The 24,405-nt window shown below is 64.9% G+C and carries 19 protein-coding genes and 3 rRNA genes; 3 read left to right on the top strand and 19 right to left on the bottom strand.

All coding sequences use genetic code 11. The annotated features are described in order from the left end of the window. Nucleotides 1–2: 2 nt before the first annotated feature. The 9 genes from scpB to steA form a co-directional block, all read right to left on the bottom strand. A complete protein-coding gene (scpB, locus tag GV792_RS20360; protein WP_163825863.1) occupies nt 3–659 on the bottom strand; it encodes an SMC-Scp complex subunit ScpB in 657 nt (218 codons plus the stop codon). Then, nucleotides 656–1,570 (bottom strand): segregation and condensation protein A, encoded by a 915-nt coding sequence (locus tag GV792_RS20355; protein ID WP_375154365.1) that lies wholly within the window; start codon nt 1,568–1,570, stop codon nt 656–658. The genes scpB and GV792_RS20355 overlap by 4 nt, the downstream gene beginning before the upstream one ends. Next, nucleotides 1,567–2,517 carry a ParA family protein gene (locus GV792_RS20350; RefSeq protein ID WP_163825955.1) on the bottom strand — a complete coding sequence of 317 codons (951 nt, stop codon included), beginning with the start codon at nt 2,515–2,517 and terminating at the stop codon, nt 1,567–1,569. Before GV792_RS20350 ends, GV792_RS20355 begins: the two co-directional genes overlap by 4 nt. A gap of 355 nt (nt 2,518–2,872) precedes the next feature. Beyond that, nucleotides 2,873–3,802: a site-specific tyrosine recombinase XerD gene (xerD, locus tag GV792_RS20345; protein ID WP_163825861.1), complete on the bottom strand. Its 930-nt coding sequence runs from the start codon at nt 3,800–3,802 to the stop codon at nt 2,873–2,875. A 12-nt stretch (nt 3,803–3,814) separates the two neighbouring features. Continuing rightward, nucleotides 3,815–4,468 (bottom strand): NUDIX domain-containing protein, encoded by a 654-nt coding sequence (locus GV792_RS20340; RefSeq protein ID WP_163825859.1) that lies wholly within the window; start codon nt 4,466–4,468, stop codon nt 3,815–3,817. Continuing rightward, nucleotides 4,469–6,193 (bottom strand): CTP synthase, encoded by a 1,725-nt coding sequence (locus GV792_RS20335; protein WP_163825858.1) that lies wholly within the window; start codon nt 6,191–6,193, stop codon nt 4,469–4,471. Between the two features lie 227 nt (nt 6,194–6,420). After that, entirely contained in the window at nt 6,421–7,251 is an 831-nt protein-coding gene (locus GV792_RS20330; RefSeq protein WP_163825856.1) for a hypothetical protein, read from the bottom strand. A 99-nt stretch (nt 7,252–7,350) separates the two neighbouring features. After that, nucleotides 7,351–8,295: a copper transporter gene (locus tag GV792_RS20325; RefSeq protein WP_163825854.1), complete on the bottom strand. Its 945-nt coding sequence runs from the start codon at nt 8,293–8,295 to the stop codon at nt 7,351–7,353. Beyond that, nucleotides 8,292–9,506, bottom strand: coding sequence for a putative cytokinetic ring protein SteA (gene steA, locus GV792_RS20320; RefSeq protein ID WP_163825852.1), 1,215 nt, complete (start codon nt 9,504–9,506; stop codon nt 8,292–8,294). The genes GV792_RS20325 and steA overlap by 4 nt, the downstream gene beginning before the upstream one ends. A gap of 172 nt (nt 9,507–9,678) precedes the next feature. Here steA and GV792_RS30240 point away from each other — a divergent pair, with 172 nt between their 5' ends. From GV792_RS30240 to GV792_RS20305, 3 genes are all read left to right on the top strand, one after another. Then, complete coding sequence (locus GV792_RS30240) at nt 9,679–9,906, top strand: GntT/GntP/DsdX family permease (RefSeq protein ID WP_309138672.1); 228 nt, start codon at nt 9,679–9,681, stop codon at nt 9,904–9,906. 57 nt (nt 9,907–9,963) lie between these two features. Then, nucleotides 9,964–10,467, top strand: a complete 504-nt coding sequence (locus tag GV792_RS20310; protein WP_163825851.1) for a gluconokinase — start codon at nt 9,964–9,966, stop codon at nt 10,465–10,467. A 93-nt stretch (nt 10,468–10,560) separates the two neighbouring features. Continuing rightward, nucleotides 10,561–10,980: an SRPBCC family protein gene (locus GV792_RS20305; RefSeq protein ID WP_163825849.1), complete on the top strand. Its 420-nt coding sequence runs from the start codon at nt 10,561–10,563 to the stop codon at nt 10,978–10,980. Between the two features lie 170 nt (nt 10,981–11,150). On the opposite strand, the gene recN is transcribed toward GV792_RS20305, so the two are convergent. From recN to GV792_RS20255, 10 genes are all read right to left on the bottom strand, one after another. Next, nucleotides 11,151–12,923, bottom strand: coding sequence for a DNA repair protein RecN (gene recN / locus GV792_RS20300; RefSeq protein WP_163825848.1), 1,773 nt, complete (start codon nt 12,921–12,923; stop codon nt 11,151–11,153). Continuing rightward, on the bottom strand, nt 12,901–13,872 hold the full coding sequence (locus GV792_RS20295) for an NAD kinase (protein WP_163825846.1): 972 nt from the start codon (nt 13,870–13,872) through the stop codon (nt 12,901–12,903). The genes recN and GV792_RS20295 overlap by 23 nt, the downstream gene beginning before the upstream one ends. Further along, on the bottom strand, nt 13,869–14,690 hold the full coding sequence (locus GV792_RS20290) for a TlyA family RNA methyltransferase (protein ID WP_163825844.1): 822 nt from the start codon (nt 14,688–14,690) through the stop codon (nt 13,869–13,871). Before GV792_RS20290 ends, GV792_RS20295 begins: the two co-directional genes overlap by 4 nt. A gap of 1 nt (nt 14,691) precedes the next feature. Beyond that, complete coding sequence (locus GV792_RS20285) at nt 14,692–14,967, bottom strand: hypothetical protein (protein WP_256673853.1); 276 nt, start codon at nt 14,965–14,967, stop codon at nt 14,692–14,694. 13 nt (nt 14,968–14,980) lie between these two features. Beyond that, nucleotides 14,981–15,865: an HAD-IIA family hydrolase gene (locus GV792_RS20280; protein WP_163825842.1), complete on the bottom strand. Its 885-nt coding sequence runs from the start codon at nt 15,863–15,865 to the stop codon at nt 14,981–14,983. A 284-nt stretch (nt 15,866–16,149) separates the two neighbouring features. Beyond that, nucleotides 16,150–17,124: a tetratricopeptide repeat protein gene (locus GV792_RS20275; protein ID WP_163825840.1), complete on the bottom strand. Its 975-nt coding sequence runs from the start codon at nt 17,122–17,124 to the stop codon at nt 16,150–16,152. Nucleotides 17,125–17,534: 410 nt separating this feature from the next. Further along, complete coding sequence (locus GV792_RS20270) at nt 17,535–18,575, bottom strand: hypothetical protein (RefSeq protein ID WP_163825839.1); 1,041 nt, start codon at nt 18,573–18,575, stop codon at nt 17,535–17,537. 429 nt (nt 18,576–19,004) lie between these two features. Next, nucleotides 19,005–19,121 (bottom strand): 5S ribosomal RNA (rrf, locus tag GV792_RS20265). 109 nt (nt 19,122–19,230) lie between these two features. Continuing rightward, a 23S ribosomal RNA gene (locus GV792_RS20260) occupies nt 19,231–22,366 on the bottom strand. A gap of 323 nt (nt 22,367–22,689) precedes the next feature. Then, a 16S ribosomal RNA gene (locus tag GV792_RS20255) occupies nt 22,690–24,208 on the bottom strand. Together the 16S, 23S and 5S rRNA genes form the textbook arrangement of a ribosomal RNA operon. Between the last annotated feature and the right edge of the window lie 197 nt (nt 24,209–24,405).

Here is a 24,405-nt window from a genome sequence, read left to right as displayed (position 1 = left end):
TGTCAATCCTCGGTGCCGAGGTTTATGTCGTCCTCGGCGGGTTTCTTCAGCCTGGTGTAGCGGGGGTCCGTTTCCAGGCTCTCGTTGATCTCATCGATCAGGTCGACGCCCGGTAGCAAGGGCGCCAGTGGTGGCAGATCGCTCAGTGACGCCAGCCCGACCCGCTCCAGGAACAGTTCGGTCGTGCGGTAGAGCGTCCCGTTGGTCTCCGGGTCGACGCCTGCTTCGGCGATCAGCCCTCTGGCCAGCAGGGTGCGCATCACGCCGTCGACGTTCACGCCGCGCACCGCGCTGACCCTGGTCCGGGTCACCGGCTGGCGGTAGGCCACCACCGCCAGCGTTTCCAAGGCGGCCCTGGTCAATTTCGACCGGGCGCCATCGAGCAGCAACCGTTCCACATACGGTGCGTACTCGCTGCGAGTATAGAAGCGCCACCCGTCACCGGCGAAACGCAGATCGATTCCGCTGCCCCGTGCCGACAGTTCCGCCGACATTTCCCGCAGGGTGCGCTCCACCCGCTCGGTGGTGTCGTCCAGGGCCGCTGCCAGCTGTTCTACCGGGGCGGGAGTGTCGACGATGAGCAATACCGCCTCGAGCGCCGAGCGGAATTCGTCGTCGCCGAGCGGTTCGGGGGTGAACTCTGCCACTGCCTCGGTCATCCGTAGTCCTCTTCGATGGTCACCGCGGGTGCGGGGGGCGCGTCGTCGTCCGTGTCGCCGATCCAGCTCACCGCCAGCGGGCCGAGCGGATCGGGCTGATCGAACTCGATGGTCTTGCCGCGGTAGAGCTCGAGCAGCGCCAAGAAGCGGGCCACGATCTCGATCGGGACGCCACAGTCGGCGACCAGCTCGGCGAAGGTGGTCCAGCCGCCCGCGCCGCGCTCCTTGAGCCGTTCCAGCACGATCGCGGCCTGTTCGGCGACCGAGACGGCATGGGCGTGCAGGTGGTCGAGCCCGACCGTCGGCACCGGCCGTGGCCGGAACGCAGCGGCCGCGATCTCGGCGAATCCCGCCGCGTCCACACCGAGCGTCACCTCGGGCAGCAGGTCGGTATATCGGTCCTCGAGTCCGACGGCCCGCGGATACCGTCGCAGAGCCGCCGCCTCTAGTTCCGCGAGCAGTTCGGCGACCTGCTTGAACGCGCGGTACTGCAACAGCCGGGCGAACAGCAGATCCCGTGCATCCAGCAATTCCAGGTCTTCGGCGTCGGTCATCTCACCCGAGGGCAGCAGCCGAGCCGCCTTCAGATCGAGCAGGGTCGCGGCCACCACCAGGAATTCGGTGGTCTGGTCCAGGATCTTGTCCGCGCGCAGCGCCGACTGCTGAGCCAGATCCGCGGTCAGTGCCTTGGTGTAGGCGATGAACTCGTCGGTGACCTTGTGCAGAGCCACCTCGGTGACGTCGAGGCGGCGCTGACTGATCAGGGTCAGCAGGAGATCGAACGGACCCTCGAAATTGCTCAGTCGCAAATGGAATCCGGACGCGCGTCCGGGTTCGCTGCCCGCGCTCGAATCGGTGGAGCCGGGCGTATCGGTGCTGGTCGACAGTGCTGGCTCGGACGCTCCGGTCACCGGCCGGACCGGTGGATGACTTCCTTGGCCATCGCCCGATAAGCCTCGGCACCACCGGATTTCGGTGCCCACGTGGTGATCGGCTCGCCCGCGACACTGGCATCGGGGAACCGGACGGTGCGCGAGATCGCGGTGTCGTAGACCAGATCACCGAAGACCTCGACCACTCGCGACATGACCTGGCGCGAATGCAGCAGCCGCGCATCGAACATGGTGACGACGATGCCGTACAAGCTCAGCCGCGGATTGAGCCGGTCACGCACCTTCTCCACGGTGTCGTTGAGCAGGGCGAGCCCGCGCAGCGAGAAGTATTCGCATTCCATCGGGATGATGACGCCGTCCGAGCAGGCCAGTGCGTTCACCGTGAGCAGTCCGAGCGAAGGCTGGCAGTCGATGAGGATGTAGTCGTAGCGCGAGCGCACCGATTCCAGCGCGCGCCCGAGGGTCTGTTCCCGGCCGACCTCGTTGACCAGCTGGATCTCCGCCGCCGACAGGTCGATATTGCTCGGCAGCAGGTCCATATTCTCGACCCTGGTCTCCATCAGCACGTCATCGATGGCGACCTTGTTGCCGACCAGCAGGTTGTGCACGGTGAGCTCGAGGTCGTGGTGAGCCACACCGAGCCCCGCGGACAGCGCGCCCTGCGGGTCGAGATCGACCAGCAGCACCTTGCGGCCGTATTCGGCCAGTGCGGCGCCGAGATTGATGGTGGAGGTGGTCTTTCCGACACCACCCTTCTGGTTGCACATGGCGATGATCAGGGCATCGCCGTTCGGCGCTGCCTCGGGTGGTTCGGGAACCAGTCGCAACGGACGCCCGGTGGGTCCGAGCTCGACATCGTCGGGGACGGGCGCCGGCTCCGCGGCGTTGCCCCACACCGAGGCCGTGCCGGTGTCGGCGTCGGGTCCCGCGCCCGCGTCCGTAAGCGGCTCCGTCCCAGCACCCATCGGCGGCTCTGCCGCTCCGGCTGTCGTCACGATCCGCTGCTCCTTTGACGTTCCTGCTCGTTCCCCGCCGAGCGTAGCGAGGCCGATCAGTGCACGACCTCACTTTCGGATGGTCCAGCTCTCGCTAGACGCTACCGCTTGTTCGTCCTCGAGTGCCGCGAGTCCGACCGGCGTGTTCGCAACGCCACGCCGCGCCACGGATAACAAAACGCTACCTGTTCGCCGTCATTGCCATTGCGCAGCACTGTCGAACCGGTGTCGAACCGGTCGTACGGGCATCCACCCTGACCCGATCGACCGCGCATCACACGCGATCGGAGGGCAGGCGGAACCGACTCGAACGGGCAACAGCGACTCATGTCGCCCGTGGATGGGCCGTCGCCCACACCTCCCGCAACGTCGAGACCGTCACCAGGGTGTAGATCTGCGTGGTGGTGACCGAAGCGTGGCCGAGCAATTCCTGCACCACACGCACATCTGCGCCGCCGTCGAGCAGATGCGTGGCGAACGAGTGCCGCAGCGTGTGTGGTGAGACGCTGGCGCCGATCCCCGATCGTTCGGCCGCACTCTGCAATACCTGCCACGCGCTCTGCCGCGACAGGCGCCCGCCACGCGCGTTCAGGAACAGTGCGCCGGCGTTGCCGCGTCCACGGGCAGCGAGCACCGGACGGCCGCGCACCAGATAGCCATCCACCGCAGCCAGCGCTGGACGGCCGATCGGCACGATCCGCTGTTTACCGCCCTTACCGCGCAGCACCACCGCCCGCTCGGTCATATCGAGATCGTCGACATCGAGACCGACCATCTCCGAGATGCGCGCGCCGGTGGAATACAGCAGCTCCAGCAGCGCCCGGTCCCGCAAGCCGCGGGCGACACCGTCACCGCTGGTTCCGCAGTCGCCGCCCGCAGCTTCCAGCAGCTTCAGCACATCGTCGAAGGGCAGCGCCTTCGGCAGTCTGCGCCCCGGTGCCGGCGGTTTGACCGCGTGCGCGACATCGGTGCTGGTCAGACCTTCCGCCGTGGCGAATCGGTGCAGACCGCGTACCGCGATCAAGGCCCGCGCCACCGAGCCGGCCGCCAGTGGTGGATGCCCGGCCCCACCCGCGCGCAGCGCCATCGTGAACTCGGCGACGTCGCTCTCGGCGACAGCGTCGAGTTCACCGATGCCGCGCCCGGCCAGGAAGTCGCGATACCGGCCGAGGTCACGCCGGTAGGCGGTGAGGGTGTTGCGTGCGGCGCCCCGCTCGACTGCCAGATGGTCGAGGTAGGCATCCACCTCCCGCACCGTCGCGGCCCGTCAGTCCTGCGCCCGGCGCGCTTGTCTGCGCAGCAGGGCGGTCGGCTGCCCGGACCAGGGAGCCTCGGCCGCCCGCGGCGTCAACCCCGCGGCCCGTGCCGCCGATACCGCGAGGACACCGGCGACGGCGGTGGCGTTGACGATCTCACCCGATAGCGCGGCTCGCACCGCCTCGGCCAGCGGCATCCGGACCAGCTCCAGATCGGCTTCCTCGTGCTCGGGCTCGGGCCGATCGGTGTCGTGGAGCCCGCGCGCCAGGTAGACGCGCAGCGCTTCGTCGGTGAAACCCGGCGACAGCGCGACATCCACCAGCACCGACCATTCCCGCGCCGCCAGTCCGGTTTCCTCGGCCAGCTCACGTTTGGCCGCGTCCAGCGGATCCTCGCCGTCGATGTCGAGGAGTCCGGCGGGCAGTTCGAGCAGACGGGCGCCGAGTGGGTGGCGGTACTGGCGGATCAGCACGATGTTGTCGTCGTCGTCAAGTGCGGCGACGGCGACGGCACCGTGATGCTCGACCACCTCGCGTTCGGCGATCCGCCCACCGGGCATCGCCACCTGATCCAGCCGCAACGCCAGGATGGCGCCGGAATACACCGTGCGGCTGGACACGGTGTCGAAGTCGTGGCTGCCCGGCACGGTGGGATTGTCGCTCATCTACGAGGCCTGATCACCCGCGTTGGCGAGTTCCTCGCCCGGGATGTCGACCGGAAGTCGTTCGGCCGCCTTGTATTTCAACGCCGCCGCGATCAGCGCCGCGAACAGCGGATGCGGACGGGTTGGGCGGGACTTGAGCTCGGGGTGTGCCTGGGTGGCGACGAAGAACGGATGCTTGTCGGCGGGCAGCTCGACGAATTCGACCAGATGCCCGTCGGGCGAGGTGCCGCTGAACTTCAGCCCACTCTTGGCGATCTTGTCGCGGTAGGCGTTGTTCACCTCGAAGCGGTGACGATGCCGCTCCGACACCTCGGTGGCGCCGTAGGCCTGCGCCACCACCGAACCCTTGGCCAGCAGCGCGGGGTAGGCGCCGAGGCGCATGGTGCCGCCGAGATCGGCTTCACCGGCGACCGCCTGCTCCTGGTCGGCCATCGTGGAGATCACCGGGTGGGTGGTGTCGGGCTCGAATTCGGCCGAGTTGGCGTCGGTGAGGCCCACCGAGCGGGCCGCCTCGATCACCATGCACTGCAGGCCAAGGCAGATCCCGAGCAGCGGCAGGCCACGGGTGCGGGCGTAGCGGATGGCGCCGACCTTGCCCTCGATGCCGCGGATACCGAATCCACCAGGAATCAGCACGGCGTCCACGTCGCGCAGCGCGGCCTGCGCACCGGCCGGAGTCTCGCAGTCATCGGACTGCACCCAGCGGATCTGCACCTTCGCCCGCGAGGCGAACCCGCCCGCGCGCAGCGCTTCGGTGACCGACAGGTAGGCGTCGGGCAGGTCGACGTATTTGCCGACCAGCGCGACCTCCACGGTCTCGCGAGGGGAATGCACGCGGTCGAGCAGATCGCCCCACACCGTCCAGTCCACGTCGCGGAACGGCAGCCCCAGCTTGCGCACCACGTAGGCGTCGAGGCCCTCGCGGTGCAGCACCTTGGGGATGTCGTAGATCGAGGGGGCGTCCGGGGTGGAGATGCAGGCGTCGACCTCGACGTCACACATGAGTGCGATCTTGCTCTTGAGGGACTGCGGGACCTCACGGTCACAGCGCAGGATCAGCGCATCGGGCTGGATACCGATATTGCGCAGCGCCGCCACCGAATGCTGGGTCGGTTTGGTCTTGAGCTCACCCGAGGGCGCCAGATACGGCACAAGGGATACGTGCAGGAAGAAGACATTGTCGCGGCCGACGTCGTGCCGGATCTGACGGGCGGCCTCGAGGAAGGGCTGCGATTCGATGTCGCCGACGGTGCCACCGATCTCGGTGATCACCACATCCGGCTCATGACCCTGCAGATCAGGGCCGCGCATCGCGAGGATGCGGGCCTTGATCTCGTCGGTGATGTGCGGGATGACCTGCACCGTGTCACCGAGGTATTCGCCGCGGCGTTCCTTGGCGATGACCGACGAATAGACCTGCCCGGTCGTCACATTCGCGTCCCGGGTCAGGTCCCGGTCGAGGAAGCGCTCGTAGTGGCCGACGTCGAGGTCGGTTTCGGCACCGTCCTCGGTCACGAACACCTCTCCGTGTTGGAACGGATTCATGGTGCCCGGATCGACGTTCAAGTACGGGTCGAGCTTTTGCATCGTGACCCGCAGTCCCCGCGCGGTCAGCAATTGACCGAGGCTGGAGGCGGTAAGACCCTTGCCGAGTGAGGAGGCGACACCACCACTGACGAAGATGTGTTTGGTGGCAGTTCGCGACTGAATCCGTGTTTGACCCACGGGTCTTCACGGTAACACGAAACCCCCGGTCATCTGTACGCCACGCCCGGTTTGCCACCCGATCGCCAGCACTCGCCCATACCTCGCCCTCGCCTCTGGGACCCAGCTCACGCCCCACCCGGTCTCGACATTGCCCGGATGCTGCCGATGGCACCGGCCATCGAGGCCGGTCGGCCATGGTCGCGCCACCGCCCGGACCGTCCCCGGTTCGGCAGGGACGACGAACCTCAGCCCACGATGACGTTCCATTGTCCGAAATGTCCGGGCGGGAAGTCCTTCAGGTTGACGTAGTCACCGTCGGTATCGAGCTCGCCAGACGCGCCCGCCCCCCGAAGATGCGAATCGGAATGACCGCTGTTGTAGAAGAAGAGCCGGTTGCCGACGACGGAACTGATATGGGTCCAGTGCCCGAACTGCCCCGGTGGAAAGTCCTTCATGTTGGTGTAGTCGCCGGAAGGGCCGATCTCGCCCGACGCGGCCCATGGCTGCATGTACCCGTTGTAGAAGAAAAGCCGACTGCCGCCTGCGGGGGCGATCAGCCACCAGGGACCGAAGTGTCCTGGAGGAAAGTCCACCAGATTCGTGTAACCACCCGAGTCGTCGATCTCGCCGGTTGCCGCTCCGCCGGTCTGGACGTTGTAGAAGAAGAGCCTGCTGGTGGCTACGGGAACGATGTGGGTCCAGTATCCGAATTGTCCGGACGGAAAGTCCCGCAGATTCACGTAGTCGCCCGAGGCGTCGAGTTTTCCTACCGCACCTGCCCCAGTTGCCGATGTGTAGAAGAACAGCCGACCGTCACCCAATGGCACGACCGCCCACTGCCCGAACTGTCCAGCTGGAAAGTCTCTCAAATTGATGTAGTTACCGGCAGTGTCGATCTCACCCGAAGCGGACTGCGTACTTTGACTGTTGTGGAAGAAGAGCCGCTGACCGTCGGCGGGCACAATAAAATGCCATAGCCCGAATCGACCGGCGGGATAATCCTTCAGATTGATGTAGTTACCCGAGGCATCCAATTTCCCTGATGCGGCTGCTCCGGAGTGACTGTAGAAAAACATGACGACCCCTTCTTCGGATGATGCATCGCCAATGTTCGATGTGGTCAGCCAGGATGCGCCGTGGATACGAGCGGAAAATCGCCCGCAGTAGCCGAACGGTCAGCCCGGCATGGCGGCCAGTGTCAGCGAGGTGGCAGTGGGGCCGGTGCCGTAGCGGCCGGTGCGCCCTGCCAGTTGTTCGGACAGAGCCAGGGCTGTGGTGACGCGCCCCAGTTCACGGTCGAGGTTGTCGACGGTGGTGACCGATGCCGCGAGCGGCGCGTCGTCGCGGACGACAGCGAGCGCGCCCGCCCCTTCGGCAGCACCCGCCCTGCCTGCGAGCACCACGCCCGCGCCGCGGGCACGCAGGGCACCGGCGAACCGGGCGGTGTTCGCGCCGCGGCTGTTCTCATGGGCCTCGGCACCGTCTCCGGTGACGACGACAGCGAGCTGGGCCGGCTGCACGGGAGTATCACCGTAGGCGAGGAACCCGCCACCGCGCAGCGTCTCGAGGGCCAGGCCCAGTTCCTGCGGGGTGCTGCGCGGCTGGCCGGTGGCCGGATCGACCAGCAGCACCAGACCGAGCAGATCACCGGCCAGGCTGCCCTGGTCGACAGCGCCGGTGCGCAGTTCGGCGCCCGCCGGGATGATGTTGGTGAGTGTGGAACGCATCCGGTCGCCCTCGGTGGCGTCGACGAACGCTTCGGTGAATGCGATGCGGCCGGTGATCGCGGCTCCGGCGGTTTGTAGAGCGGCCACCACACCGTCGACGTCAGCGGGATCGGCGTCGGGGGTGGTGAACACGAGGACGCTGCGGTCGGCGAGGGTACCGCCGAGAATCCGCGGCGCGGAGTAGGCGATGAAAGCGTCGGCGCCGTTCATCTGGCCGGTCAACCGTTGGTTCTGTTCGGTGAGGGTGTCTACCTGGGTCCGCAGATCGTCCTTGTCGCTTCGCAGACCGGACAGCAGGTCCGAGGCGAGCGTCTGGGACCCGAGCACCACTCCGAGGGCGAGCGCGAGAAAGATCGCCGCGATCGAAATCGCGTGCTGGCGAAACGAGATCACTCCCCTCCCCCACCCCATAGGCCCTGCACCCACAGCGCGAAGCGGTTCCAGGTGTCGACGCCCCAATCCAGCACCTCACTGCCGGAGCTCGATGCGAGGACCACAACGATCACCGCGATCAGCGCGGCCAGCACCACCAGCGCGATCGCGGTACCGGATACCCGGTTGCGGTAGAGCGTGGAGACCGCGGTGGCATCCATCAGCGTCGAACCGACCTTGAGCCGGGTCAGGAACGTCGCCGGATTGCTGTCGCGGCGGCCGCGGTCGAAGAACTCGTCCAGGGAGGCAGCCGCACCTGCGGTGACGATCAGCGCCGCACCATGATGGTGGGCCAGCAGCAGCGCCAGATCCGCGGGCGCACCGGAGGAAGGAAAGGTCGTCGCGCCGATCCCGAGATCCTGGATGCGTTCCAGACCCTTCGCGTGACCGTCGGTGTCGGCAGGCAGGATCACCTCGGCACCAGATTTCAATGTCGCGGTGGTGATCTCGTCCGGGTCGCCGACGATCAGATCCGGGCGGTAGCCGCCCCTGGTCAGGGTGTCGGCGCCGCGTCCGACGCCGACCATGATCGGTGCGTACTCCTTGATGAACGGCTTGAGTTTCTTCAGATCGTCGGCATGTCCCGGCCCGTCACCCACCACGACCACATGCCGTCCACGCATGTCCAGGTCCAGGTCCGGCACACCGATTCCGTCGATGAGCAGCGCCGATTCAGTGCGGACGAACTCGATCGTATTGCCTGCGAAGGCTTCCAGATGATCGGCGAGCCCGTTACGCGCCTCGATCATCCGCTCGGCGATGGTGGCCTCGGTGAGCTCGATGCCCTCGACGAGGACCTCGGGTTCTTTCTTGGTGAGCTTGTCGGCATAGATGACACCGCCATCGATGCGGATCTTGGCTCCGTCTTTGATCTTGGAGAACGCATCCGAACTCACTGTGTCCAGCAACAGGATGTCGTTGGCCAGCAGTACTTCCGGGCCGAGGTTGGGGTAGCGCCCCGAGATCGACGGCGAGGTGTTGATCACCGCGACGACACCCGCCTCGACCAGCCGGTCAGCGGTGAGCCGATCCAGATCCATCTCGTCGAGCACCACGATGTCACCGGGGCCGACACGTTTGAGCAGACGCCGGGTGTTGCGGTCCACGCGGGCTATTCCGGTGCGACCGGGCAGCGTCTCGGTGTTCTTCGACAACAGCGCCAGCATCTTCATGACGCCGATGATGGCCGTAAACCCTCAACCATTGGTGGAGGCGCGCCGGGTCCGGTACCACATTCGCCACTGTGATACCAACGCAGACCTCCCGCTACCGGCGAGTCGCCACGCGATCGGAATTCGGCCCGTCCCGGGGAAATGCCCTGGCACACGTAGCACTGTTCCCAGCGTGACTGGTCCGGAATCGCCCCGGGGCGCGACCGGATCGGTTACCTTCGCCACGTTCGGAATTCTCGCGCCGGTGGCCGCTGACCTGTCCAACACCAAATGTTCGGTAATGGTGCCTGCGATCGGATCCGGCTCGCTGTTCCTGCCGCCTATCAACGATGCGGGATTCGGGATGGCGAAGGAGAATCCCGGCTCGACGGTGGCACAAACCTCACAACGTGGACGGTGATGGATGCCTGATATCGGTATGCGGCCTGGCCGGGGTGCTGTCGGTGAGCCTGGTCGTATGAGTAGGACAGTGCTCGTGGTGATGGGCGTGTCCGGGTCGGGCAAGTCGACGGTGGCGCGGCTGCTCGCGGAGAAACTCGGCTGGGACATGCTCGAGGGCGACGATCTGCACCCCGAGGCCAATGTCGCCAAAATGGCCTCGGGAACCCCACTCACCGACGAGGACCGCTGGCCGTGGCTGCACCGTATCGCGGCCTGGATCGACACCCGCCAGGCCGCCGGGCGACCTGGCATCGTCACCTGCTCGGCCCTCAAACGCAGTTATCGCGAGGTCCTGCGCCGCGACGGCGTCATCTTCGTCCACCTGACCGGCGGCGCCGACCAGATCCTCGACCGGATAGGCCATCGCGCAGGACATTTCATGCCGACCTCGCTGCTCCAGTCCCAAGTCGACACATTGGAGCCGCTCGAACCCGACGAAAACGGCATCGTCGTCGAAATCGGCCGCCCGCCACGGGAAGAGGTCGCCGAGGTGATCGCGCAGCTGCCGAACCAGAACTGACACCACCCGCCCGCACTTATATCGGGTGCGACTTCCGCACCGCACCCTTGTACCCGTATTCTCCGGGTCACAGATATCCGAAGAGGAGACGTCATGGCCAGCACCACCGTCGATACCGTCATCGCCGCACCCAGGGAGGTCGTGTACCGGCTGTTCGCCGATCGCGAGAGCATCAGCCCCTACCTGCCGGTCCAGGTCAAATTGGTCAAGCCGGGCACCACCGAACGCGAGGGCGTCGGCGCGCAGCATCAGCTGGGAGTCGGTCCGGTCGGCGTCACCGAAGAGATCACCAAGCTTGTCCCGGGCGAGCGCATGGAGTACAAGATCGTCAAAGGCGCGCCGGTCAAGCGGCACGTCGGCATCGTGACCTTCGCCGACGCCGAGGGTGGCACCCGGGTCACCTACACGATGGAATCCGACCCGAAGCTCCCCGTGCCTGCCAAGGTGCTCGAAGCCGGTCTGCGGGTGCTCATCGCCCAGTTCATCAGCGGCGCCAAGAAAGCTGTTCGCTGAGCTGACGGCACTACGACAATGGTCGCGTCCGGATTCGCCGGCCGCGACCATTCTCGTTTCGTCCGGACAGTCGCACCGAGACGACCGGTCCGTTCCTCCGCTGATCGACCAAACGTCGGCGCACCGCGACCGACGAGCAGGCGCAGCCGACGGGTACCGCGCCGATCGACTCAGCGCGCGGTAGCCCGCTCCGATCGCGCGATCTGCAACAGCTCCTCGGCATGTGCGCGCCCGGTCTCGGTGTCGTCCAGGCCCGCGAGCATGCGCGCCAGCTCGATCACCCGCTCATCATTGGTCAGCGCCCGCACACCGGAATTGACCGCACCGTCCCCGTCGTCGGATTTGTTGACCACCAGATGCGTATCCGCGAATGCCGCCACCTGCGGCAGGTGGGTTACCACGATCACCTGATGGGTTCGTGCCAGCCGGGCCAGCCTGCGCCCGATCTCCACGGCCGCCCGGCCACCGACACCGGCGTCGACCTCGTCGAAGACCATCGTTGCGCCGTGCTCACCGCCGGCGAGCACCACCTCCAACGCCAGCATCACCCGCGACAACTCACCACCGGAAGCACTCTTGCTCAACGGCAGGGACTGCGCACCCGAATGCGCGGACAACCGGAACTCCACCTCGTCCACCCCCGACGACCCGGCATGCAACTCGGTGTCGCCGATGGTCAACGGCGCCGAATCCTGCGGAGCAGCGGGCATCTGACTCACCTGCACCTCGAGCCGCGCTTTGCCCATGGCCAGACCACCCAGCTCCGCACTCACCGCCGTGGCGAGCTTGCCCGCCGCTGTGGTCCTGGCCGCCGAGAGCTTGCTCGCCGCTGAGCGCACCTTGTCCGCGGCCACCTCGACCTCTTTCGCCAACGAGGCGAGCGTCTCCTCGGAAACGTCCAGCGATTCCAGCCGGATCCGCGATTCGTCGGCCCATGCGAGGACACCGTCGATATCGGGGGCGTACTTGCGGGTGAGCGTTTTGAGTTCGGCCTGCCTGGTCAACATCGAGTCCAGCGCACCGGGATCCGACGGCAGATCCGAGAGGTAGCCGCTCAGATCGGTGGTCAGATCCACCACGACCGCGATGGCCTCACCCAGCCGCGGCGCCAACGCCGCCAACGCCGGATCCTCGGCCGATTCGAGCCGAGACCTGGCCACACCCAACGCATCCAGCGCGCCGGAACTCGCCTCGGGTGTATCGGCCGGGCCTGCGAGCGCATCGTGCGCGATCGACGCGGCGTCGCGCAAAGAATCCAGATCGCTGAGTCGACGGATCTCGGCGACGAGCCGTTCGTCCTCGCCGGGCTCCGGCGCGATGCCGTCGATCTCGGCAAGCGAATGCTGGAGCCGCTCGGCTTCCAACGCGAGCTCGCGGCTGCGCGCCCTGCGTTCGAGGAGTTCGGTGCGAGCATCCAGCCAGGCCCTGCGGTGCTCCTGATACTTGCGCAGTAGCGGGCCGACGGTGTCGGCGGCGAATTGGTCCAGCGCGTTCAGCTGCTGATCCGGGCGTTGCAACCGCAGCTGATCGTTCTGTCCGTGGACTGTCAGCAGCGGCGCCGTGAAATCCGACAGCACCGACGCGGGCACACCACGCCCACCCAGATGTGCCCTGGAGCGTCCGTCACTGCCGACGGTACGGATCGCGATCACGCTGCCGTCGTCGTCGCGTTCGGCGGCAGCGGACTCGAGCACCTCACCCACTTCGGCCCGCGCCGCCTCGTTCACCTCGTCGACAGTGAACCGGCCCTCCACCACCGCCCGCGAGGCACCCAACCGAACCCGCCCGGCATCGGCGCGGGCTCCGCTCAGCAGATGCAGACTGGTGACGACCATCGTCTTTCCGGCGCCGGTCTCGCCGGTCAGGACCGTCAGACCCTCATGGAATTGCGCGGTCGCCGTGGAGATGACCCCGAGTCCGTCAATCCTGATCTCTGTCAGCACGTGTGCTCTCCGTTCGCCGTCGGCCACGCCAGCCTGTCACGGGCAATTGGAACTTGCGCACCATCCGGTCGGCGAACGGCGCGGAATCCAACCGCACCCACTGCACCGGTTCGGCGCCGCGGACCGCTTCCACTCGACCACCCCTCGGCAGGGCGAGGGTGCGCCTGCCATCAAGGAAAACTATCGCATCGTGGCCCGTCGCAACGGATTCGACCGCGATGCGGGAATCCGGGCTCGTCACCAGCGGACGCGCGAACAGGGCATGGGCATTGCTGGGAATGACCAGCAACGCTTCCAGCTCAGGCCATACCACCGGCCCGCCCGCGGAGAAGGCGTAGGCGGTCGATCCGGTGGGCGTCGCGATGAGAATGCCGTCGCACCCGAATGCCGATACCGGCCTGCCGTCAACTTCGAGCACCACTTCCAGCACGCCCATGCGGGCGGCGTTCTCGATGCTGGCTTCGTTGAGCGCCCAACCGCTTTCGACCACCTCGTCGTCCACCCGGACCGATACGTCGATGGTCATGCGCTGTTCGATGCTGTAGTCGCGGCGCACCACCTGCGCCAGCGCTTCGTCGAGGTGTTCGGCCTCGGCTTCGGTGAGGAAACCGATGCGGCCCAGGTTGATTCCCAGCACCGGCACCGACGCGGTGCGCGCCAGTTCGGCTCCGCGCAGGAAGGTGCCGTCACCCCCGAGGGCAAGCACCATTTCACTGCCGAGCGCCGCGTCGGGTTTGTGTTCAACGACCCGCACCGGATAGCCACCGGCGGCGCACGAATCCGCCTCGAACTTGGTGCTGTAGGCCTCGTCGGCGAGCACTCGCAGGCCGATTCCCGCGTCGGCGAGGATCTTCGCCACCCGGTGGGCGGTCTCGATGATCTCGGCCCGCCCCGGATGCGACACCAGGACGATTTCCCGCCCGCCGGTCTCGCCCGTCAGCGCGTTCACTGTGGACCCTCCTCAACCGCACGCTCGACCAGCGCCGCGACCGCCGCATCGTCGTAGTCGAACGGTCCGTCGTTGCGCAGCCACAAGAAATACTCGACGTTGCCCGACGGACCCGGCAGTGGGCTAGCCACCGCCGACACGGTGCGTAATCCGAGTTCTGCCGCCGCCGCGGCCACCGTGCGGACCGCCTCGGCACGCAACGCCGGATCGCGCACCACACCGCCGGAGCCTACTCTTTCCTTGCCCACCTCGAACTGCGGCTTCACCATCGGCAACAGGTCCGCGCCGGGCGCGGCACACGCGGCCAACGCGGGCAGCACCAGTGCGAGGGAGATGAACGACAGATCGGTGACCACCAGCTCCACCGGGCCGCCGATCACCTCCGCGGTCAGGGTGCGGACATTGGTGCGGTCCAGCACCCGGACACGGTCGTCGTTCTGCAACCGCCACACCAGCTGGCCGTAGCCGACATCAGCGGCGACAACTTCGCGCGCCTCCCTGGAGAGCAGCACATCGGTGAATCCGCCGGTCGACGCACCCGCATCCAGGCAGCGTTTACCCGCGACGGTCAATCCGCTCGGCTCGAACGCTTCCAACGCCCCGAGCAGTTTGTGCGCGCCGCGCGAGGCCCACGACACCTCATCGGGCTGTTCCCGCACCAGCAGCGGTGTTCCGGCTTCGACGGCCGTCGCCGGCTTCACAGCGACGGTTCCATTGATCAGGACGCGGCCCGCGCCGATCAGTTCGACCGCGTGTTCTCGCGATCTGGCCAATCCGCGGCGTACCAGCTCGGCGTCCACTCGTGCGCGCCTTGCCACCTCAGATCTTGTCCACCGTCGCCAGCGCCTGCACCAAGACCTCGTGTGCCTGCTCCAGAATGTGCGCCCGCCGGGCAATATCGGTGCCGCTGTCCGGATCAGCGTCGACCGCGCCGGTGCGGACGGTGAGTTCGCCGAGCAGCGCTTCGATCTCGGTGCGGATGCGGGCCGGGTCGGCCGGTTCCGGACGTCCCTGCGCACCCGGCAGATGCTGACCGGGCAATGGTGCCCCCGGTCGAGGGCCGGGCATAGGCGGGCGGGGCGCGGGAGTACTCATCGTGGCGACAACGCTATCGGATTTCGGAACGAGACGCGCGTACCGTCACGGCGCGACCTGGATTGTCGCGCAACCTGTCGGCGAGATCACCGATACCGCCGGCAGCGGGCACCGGCGGCTGGTTCAGCGCGTCCAGGCTATCCGCTACATAGGTCGGCAGGAGCTGCTCGGGCAGATCCGACAGCTCGGCCACCGTGCTGACACCGGTGAGCACCAGCAGCGAATCCAATTCGACGCGCTGAGCCCCTTCGATATCGGTATCGAGCCGGTCGCCGACGACCAGCGCATTGCGTGTGCCCGCCCGCACCAGGGCATCCTCGAGCAGCGGCGCGTACGGTTTACCGGCGACGATGGGTTCGCGATCGGAGGCGGCCCGCAACGCCGCGACCATCGCGCCGTTACCCGGCGCAAGCCCGCGCTCGTTCGGCAGAGTCTTATCGGTGTTGGCGGCGACCCACACCGCATCCGCACGCAGCGCGTAGGCGGCCTCAGCCAGGTCCGGCCAGCCGGTCTCGGGCGAATGGCCCTGCACGACAGCATCTGGCGTCGAACCATTGAACCGGCGCACCGGGCTCAACCCGACCGCGGTCACCTCGGCAGCCAGATCATCGGTACCGACGACAAGAACCTGCGCCTGCGGCGCCAACTGCTCGGCAAGCAGCCGCGCAGCGGCCTGTGCACTGGTGACGACGTCTTCTGTCCCGGCCTGAAAACCCAGTTCGGCCAGATGCTCGGCAACCACCGCAGGCCCGCGGCTGGCGTTATTGGTGACGTACACCAGCCGCTGCGATCCACCCGCCAACGCCTGGGGCGCACCGTCGATGACAACCTGCCCGCGGTACAGCGTTCCGTCCAGATCCAGCAGCAGCGCACCGTACCTGTCGCGCAACCTCGTCACTTCACTACCTCGCACGGCACGATCCTCCCATCCGCCGACGCCCCGGGCACGACCGGTGCCAATGCCGGTCGTAGCAGTTGGTCGACCGAACGACACCGCGCCGAGCCGACCGGCCACCGCGGCCCGACACCATGTGGATACGCCGGACGCGACTTCGTGCACAGCAACCAGCGGATGTCCCCGTCCGCGCGATCGCCTGGGCGGCAACCCTGGCGGTCTGGTCATCGGCTTCGATACCCGGCTCAGCTGCACCTCTGAGTCCGGCCGGACCGAGCCCCTGGGGGTTACGCGTCTCCGGTGAGTTCTGCGGCGCGTTCCTCGGCGTCGGTTTCGCCGTCGAGGTCGGCTGCGGCCGAATTGAGGAACCAGGTCAGACCCTCATCGGTGCGGCCTGCGGCGACGAGCGCGTCGGCGTAGGCGTAGAACAGGCGCGCAGCCGCCGAACCGGTGCGGGCCGGGTCGAGGTCGTTGGTTTGCAGCGTGACCACGGCTTGGTCGTACTGGCCGAGATCCATGCGGGCGCCCGCGACCACGATGCGCAGCTCGGTGGCCTCGTCGCCGCGCAGCGCCCTGGCTTCGTCGCTACGACCCAGTTCGATGGCGCGTTCGGGGCGGCCGAGGCCGCGTTCGCAGTCGGCCATCACCGCAAGCAACCCGGAACCACCGGACATGCGCCGCGCGGTCCGCAGCTCGGAGAGAGCTTCGGCCCATTCACCGGCGTGGTAGGCCACCACACCAGCGGTTTCGCGGACGACAGCGATACGCCCGGCCCGTTGACGGGCGGCACGAGCGTGAGCGAGCGCCAGGCCCGGATCGTCGTCGAGCAGGCGCGCGGCCATCACCAGATGCCTGGCGACGGTTTCGGCATTGCCCTTGTCCAGACTCAGCAGGTCACGGCGGATCGTGGTGTCAAGGTCGGATGCCTGAATATCGTCGGGCAGGTCCGGTTCTTCCGGGCGGGGCGGGCGACGGTCCATCGACCGGCCACCGGGGGCGCGTCCCCCGTCTCCGCCGCGTCGCCGATCGCCACCACGATCATCGCCGCCACGGTGCCCTTCCTCGCGCCGCTTCGGTCCACGGTCGTTCCAGCCGCGTCCACCTTCGCGCCGGTTACGGTCACCGTTCTCGGTCACATCGCCCCGCTCTCCGGTCTGTGCGGCTGCCGTGAACCGCTCCTCGGCGGCGTCGCCGCGGACGTCCGAGCTCGCATCGGCACCACGGTCCACGTCCTGGTCGACGTCGCCACCATCGGTGGTCAAGTCTGCCTGTCGCTCCTGGCGATTCGAATCGCCACGCCGATCGGTCTGCGCATCGTCGGCGGCAATCGTTTCCGCCTGCGACGGCGTGGTTGCCGGGGCAGCCTCGGATCGCGGTTCTGCCTCGTGTGCCGAATCGGTCGCCTCGGGACGACTCAGCTGAGTCGATTCGGCCTTGATCGAATCCGCCGAGACGGTTCGCGGCTGATCTCGACGCGAATCCGCTGATGCGCCTCGGTGCTCACCTTCGAACGCTGGCCCGGCGTCCGCCGACCTCGGATGCGACTCATCTGCACGAGTGCGCGCGCCCGACGATTCGGGGCGCAGCTCGTCGCCATGGGTGTCCGCAGCACTCGCTGATTCGGGTCGCGGCGCACCCGCGTGCGACTGACCGGAATCCGCTGGCGCCGGACTCACTCCCGGGCTGCGGTCGCTCTCCCGCCGCGTACCCGTGGACTCGGGCGGAGCGAAGTTGCTGTCGTCACGCCGGCCACGTCCACCGAATGTGCGATCAGCGCCGGAACGATCGATCTTCTCTGAGCGTGGGAACGAGCGTCCGGACGAATCGTCGTCACGCCGTCGGAAGCCACCGCCGCGACGGTCCTGGCTCCCGGAGTCGTCGCGCTTCGAGCGGTACCCACCGTCGGACTGCCCGGGCCGGCCACCCTCGTACTCACGCCGACGGAATCCACCGTCATTGGTGCCACGGTCGCCCCGACCGCTGCGAGGTTCATCTCCCGAGCGCCGGAATCCACCGGGACGATCGCCCGACTTGCCCGGCCGGCCGCTGTCGTTCTCGCGGCGACGGAAGCCACCCTTATCGCCGCCACGGTAGCGGTCGTCCCCACCGCGCTGGCGGTCGTCGCGATCGCGGTAACGGTCGTCGCGATCGCGGTAACGGTCGTCGCGACCGTGCCTGCGGTCGTCCCTGCCACCGCGTGTCTCATCGTCGGAGCGGCGGAATCCGCCCGGTCGATCACCGAAGTTTCCGCGCCGTCCGGAATCGGGCCGCGAATCCCGGTCGCGATCACCACGGAATCCGCCGTCGCGGCTGCCGCTGCGTGCCGGTGAACCAGCGTTGTCGTCATATCGGCGGCGATCATCGAATCCGCGTCGGTCATCGCGATCGCCGGATCGGCCGTACCCGCGACGATCTTGGTAGTCCGAGGATCCGCGGTCGCGGCGGTCGCCTCCACGCCGATTGTCGGACCCGCGATCATTCCAGGACCTATCGCCCGAGTCGCGCCGGGGCGTGTCATCGCGCCGATCTCGCCACTGCGGCCGGCTTTCGGAAGATCCGCGCCGGTCCGAATCCCGCCGGTCCCGGTATCCGCCGCGGTCGTCGCCGCCACGGTTCCAGTTGCCGCGCTGCGGGCGATCGCCGCCGGTGCTGTCGTTGCGCGGTCCGCGCCGAGCCGGGCTGCCTTCGCGCGGTTCCCAGCTGTCGCGTCCACCGCGCTGGAACCTACCGCGTTCCCCGCTGCCTCGCGAGGATTCGCTGCGGTCGCGGGAGCCACCCCGGTCGTTCCATCCGCCACGCTCGCCAGAGTTCTTACCGCGATTCCAGTCGCCACTGCCGCGGTTCGGGCGATCATCGCGCCGCCCGGCTCCGTGGTCGTCGTATCCGCCTCGGCCTCGACCGCCGCGGTCGCCCGAGCTGCCTCGGTCGCCTCGATTATCGCTGCGGCCTCCGCGCTCGGGGTCGTTACGGCGGAAAGGTTTCCGACCGTCGTTCTGTTCCGGCACGGTGGTCCCTTTCTGAGTTGCGCGCATGGGTGGCTCGGCCACGAATTCTTGCGGTGTGCCCGACGTTTGCCGAGCACTGTTGGTATATAAACGACGATAGGGGACCCAGTGTATGGGTCCCCTATCGTGAAAGGATGTTCCGGCGGTGTCCTACTCTCCCACACCCTGTCGAGTGCAGTACCATCGGCGCAGGTGGCCTTAGCTTCCGGGTTCGGAATGGGACCGGGCGTTTCCCCACCGCTATAGCCGCCGTAACTCTATGAAACTGTCACACAGAGAGCCACACCCCCGGTGTTGCCGGGGAGGTGTCTTCTGTATCTGTGTGTTGTTTCAGATACTGCACAGTGGACGCGTAGCTTCTTTGTTGGTAAGTCCTCGGCCTATTAGTACCGGTCACCTCCACCAGTTACCTGGCTTCCAGTTCCGGCCTATCAACCCCATGGTCTGTAGGGGGCCTTAACCCATCAAGTGGGTGAGAAACCTCATCTTGGAACAGGCTTCCCGCTTAGATGCTTTCAGCGGTTATCCCTTCCGAACGTAGCCAACCAGCAGTGCCCTTGGCAGGACAACTGGCACACCAGAGGTTCGTCCGTCCCGGTCCTCTCGTACTAGGGACAGCCTTCCTCAAGTTTCTGACGCGCGCGGCGGATAGAGACCGAACTGTCTCACGACGTTCTAAACCCAGCTCGCGTGCCGCTTTAATGGGCGAACAGCCCAACCCTTGGGACCTACTCCAGCCCCAGGATGCGACGAGCCGACATCGAGGTGCCAAACCATCCCGTCGATATGGACTCTTGGGGAAGATCAGCCTGTTATCCCCGGGGTACCTTTTATCCGTTGAGCGACACCGCTTCCACATGCCGGTGCCGGATCACTAGTCCCGACTTTCGTCCCTGCTCGACATGTCTGTCTCACAGTCAAGCTCCCTTGTGCACTTGCACTCGACACCTGATTGCCAACCAGGCTGAGGGAACCTTTGGGCGCCTCCGTTACATTTTGGGAGGCAACCGCCCCAGTTAAACTACCCACCAGGCACTGTCCCTGAACCAGATCATGGTCCGAGGTTAGAGGTCCAATACGATCAGAGTGGTATTTCAACGACGACTCCACACACACTGGCGTGCATGCTTCACAGTCTCCCACCTATCCTACACAAACCGTACCGAACACCAATACCAAGCTATAGTGAAGGTCCCGGGGTCTTTTCGTCCTGCCGCGCGTAACGAGCATCTTTACTCGTAATGCAATTTCGCCGAGTCTGTGGTTGAGACAGCAGAGAAGTCGTTACGCCATTCGTGCAGGTCGGAACTTACCCGACAAGGAATTTCGCTACCTTAGGATGGTTATAGTTACCACCGCCGTTTACCGGGGCTTAAATTCTCAGCTTCGCGCCCAAGGGCGCTAACCGGTCCTCTTAACCTTCCGGCACCGGGCAGGCGTCAGTCCGTATACATCGTCTTACGACTTCGCACGGACCTGTGTTTTTAGTAAACAGTCGCTTCTCTCTGGTCTCTGCGACCACCCCCAGCTCAGGCTGCAAGAGCCGTCACCGGGCATGGTCCCCCTTCTCCCGAAGTTACGGGGGCATTTTGCCGAGTTCCTTAACCACAGTTCTCTCGATCGCCTTAGTATTCTCTACCTGACCACCTGTGTCGGTTTGGGGTACGGGCCGTGTACCAACTCACTAGAGGCTTTTCTCGGCAGCATAGGATCACTGAATTCGCCTCAATCGGCTACGCATCACCTCTCAGGCTATATGCGACACGGATTTGCCTATGTCACGCCCTACAGGCTTACACCAGTACAACCACTGACTGGCCCAGCTACCTTCCTGCGTCACCCCATCGCTTGACTACTACCAGCCGGGGTCGTGTGCAGCCCCTCACCCGAGACCCGAAGGTCTTCTCGGAGGATTTGGACACTTAGCACAACTGATTCATCATGGGCGCGGATACACGGGTACGGGAATATCAACCCGTTGTCCATCGACTACGCCTGTCGGCCTCGCCTTAGGTCCCGACTCACCCTGGGCGGATTAACCTGGCCCAGGAACCCTTGGTCATTCGGCGGACGAGTTTCTCACTCGTCTTTCGCTACTCATGCCTGCATTCTCACTCGCACAGCCTCCACAACTGGTTCACACCGCTGCTTCCCTGGCTGTACGACGCTCCCCTACCCATCCACACCACTGCACACCCAACCGTAATCGGGTGCGGATGTATTGTGTGAATGCCGCGGCTTCGGCGGTGTACTTGAGCCCCGCTACATTGTCGGCGCAGAATCACTTGACCAGTGAGCTATTACGCACTCTTTCAAGGGTGGCTGCTTCTAAGCCAACCTCCTGGTTGTCTTCGCGACTCCACATCCTTTTCCACTTAGTACACGCTTAGGGGCCTTAGCCGGCGATCTGGGCTGTTTCCCTCTCGACTACGAAGCTTATCCCCCGCAGTCTCACTGCCACGCTCTCACACACCGGCATTCGGAGTTTGGCTGACTTCGGTAAGCTTGTGGGCCCCCTAGGCCATCCAGTAGCTCTACCTCCGGCGTGAAACACGTGACGCTGCACCTAAATGCATTTCGGGGAGAACCAGCTATCACGGAGTTTGATTGGCCTTTCACCCCTACCCACAGCTCATCCCCTCAGTTTTCAACCTAAGTGGGTTCGGGCCTCCACGACGTCTTACCGTCGCTTCACCCTGGCCATGGGTAGATCACTCCGCTTCGGGTCTAGAACACGCGACTCAAAACGCCCTATTCGGACTCGCTTTCGCTACGGCTACCCCACAACGGGTTAACCTCGCCACATGCCACTAACTCGCAGGCTCATTCTTCAAAAGGCACGCCATCACCCCCAGCAGAAAACTGCTCAAAGGCTCTGACGGATTGTAAGCGCACGGTTTCAGGTACTATTTCACTCCCCTCCCGGGGTACTTTTCACCTTTCCCTCACGGTACTAGTCCGCTATCGGTCACCAGGGAGTATTCAGGCTTACCGGGTGGTCCCGGCAGATTCACAGCAGATTTCACGGGCCCGCTGCTACTCGGGAGTCATCCACACAAGCCGTCGCATTTTCGCTTACCGGACTCTCACCGTCTATGGTTGGCCGTCCCAGACCAATTCAGCTAACACAACGGTTTCTGACTTGCGCTCACTTCGGCAGAAGCAAGAAGAATGATCCCACAACCCCACACGGACAACGCCTGCCGGCTATCACATCCGCATGGTTTAGCCTCTTCCGCTTTCGCTCGCCACTACTCACGGAATCACTATTGTTTTCTCTTCCTGTGGGTACTGAGATGTTTCACTTCCCCACGTTCCCTCCACACCGTCTATATATTCAACGGCGGGTAACACGACATCACTCGTGCTGGGTTTCCCCATTCGGAAATCCTCGGATCTCAGCTCGGTTGACAGCTCCCCGAGGCTTATCGCAGCCTCCTACGTCCTTCATCGGCTCCTGGTGCCAAGGCATCCACCGTACGCTCTTAAACACTTACTAACAAAGATGCTCGCGTCCACTGTGCAGTTCTCAAACAACACACCCACTCGAACCGAACCTCGAAGCCGGCCAGAGCAAAGCCCTGCGGTACTAACCGAAGATCCGAGCGGATCGTCTTTTTGCCTGGAAAGAACGTCTGTTCTTTCAGGACCCAACAGTGTGTCGACTACATCCGGCGCCTCACTGACTCAGCAGTGAAGTTGATGCCGGCACATATCAGCGTTCCACCCATGAGCAACTGCGGCTCTACATGTGAGAGCACAAACAGCCTCTGCCAGAACAACATCCACCCTCTGGTGGCTCGTCTGGAGAATGCTCCTTAGAAAGGAGGTGATCCAGCCGCACCTTCCGGTACGGCTACCTTGTTACGACTTCGTCCCAATCGCCGATCCCACCTTCGACGGCTCCCTCCCACGAGGGGTTAGGCCACCGGCTTCGGGTGTTACCGACTTTCATGACGTGACGGGCGGTGTGTACAAGGCCCGGGAACGTATTCACCGCAGCGTTGCTGATCTGCGATTACTAGCGACTCCAACTTCACGGGGTCGAGTTGCAGACCCCGATCCGAACTGAGACCGGCTTTAAGGGATTCGCTCCACCTCGCGGTATCGCAGCCCTCTGTACCGGCCATTGTAGCATGTGTGAAGCCCTGGACATAAGGGGCATGATGACTTGACGTCGTCCCCACCTTCCTCCGAGTTGACCCCGGCAGTCTCTCACGAGTCCCCGCCATTACGCGCTGGCAACATAAGATAAGGGTTGCGCTCGTTGCGGGACTTAACCCAACATCTCACGACACGAGCTGACGACAGCCATGCACCACCTGTACACCGACCACAAGGGGGCCTACATCTCTGCAGGTTTCCGGTGTATGTCAAACCCAGGTAAGGTTCTTCGCGTTGCATCGAATTAATCCACATGCTCCGCCGCTTGTGCGGGCCCCCGTCAATTCCTTTGAGTTTTAGCCTTGCGGCCGTACTCCCCAGGCGGGGTACTTAATGCGTTAGCTACGGCACGGATCCCGTGGAAGGAAACCCACACCTAGTACCCACCGTTTACGGCGTGGACTACCAGGGTATCTAATCCTGTTCGCTACCCACGCTTTCGCTTCTCAGCGTCAGTTACTTCCCAGAGACCCGCCTTCGCCACCGGTGTTCCTCCTGATATCTGCGCATTTCACCGCTACACCAGGAATTCCAGTCTCCCCTGAAGTACTCAAGCCTGCCCGTATCGACCGCAAGCTTGGGGTTGAGCCCCAAGTTTTCACGATCGACGCGACAAGCCGCCTACAAGCTCTTTACGCCCAGTAATTCCGGACAACGCTCGCACCCTACGTATTACCGCGGCTGCTGGCACGTAGTTGGCCGGTGCTTCTTCTACAGGTACCGTCACTTGCGCTTCGTCCCTGTCGAAAGAGGTTTACAACCCGAAGGCCGTCATCCCTCACGCGGCGTCGCTGCATCAGGCTTTCGCCCATTGTGCAATATTCCCCACTGCTGCCTCCCGTAGGAGTCTGGGCCGTGTCTCAGTCCCAGTGTGGCCGGTCGCCCTCTCAGGCCGGCTACCCGTCGTCGCCTTGGTAGGCCATTACCCCACCAACAAGCTGATAGGCCGCGGGCCCATCTCGCACCAATAAATCTTTCCACCAAACACCATGCGATGTAAGGTCATATCCGGTATTAGACCCAGTTTCCCAGGCTTATCCCAGAGTGCGAGGCAGATCACCCACGTGTTACTCACCCGTTCGCCGCTCGTGTACCCCGAAGGGCCTTACCGCTCGACTTGCATGTGTTAAGCACGCCGCCAGCGTTCGTCCTGAGCCAGGATCAAACTCTCCGTTGAAGACTCACAATCACACCCCGAAAGGCGCAATCAAAAGTATCTGAACCAGAGTCCGAAAACCCAGCAAAACAAAACGCCAGCAAAAAGATTTGCTGACTAAATGTCCGACCTCAACACACGGGGGTATGAGAGGCCGGAACCAAATATATTATTTGGCACTGACATTCATCGACACACTATTGAGTTCTCAAAGAACA

The sequence above is a fragment of the Nocardia cyriacigeorgica genome (assembly GCF_010868145.1).
Taxonomy (GTDB): Bacteria; Actinomycetota; Actinomycetes; order Mycobacteriales; family Mycobacteriaceae; genus Nocardia; species Nocardia cyriacigeorgica_D.
The sequence above is the reverse complement of the archived record's forward strand: the minus strand, read 5'-3'. Positions and strand labels throughout refer to the sequence as shown.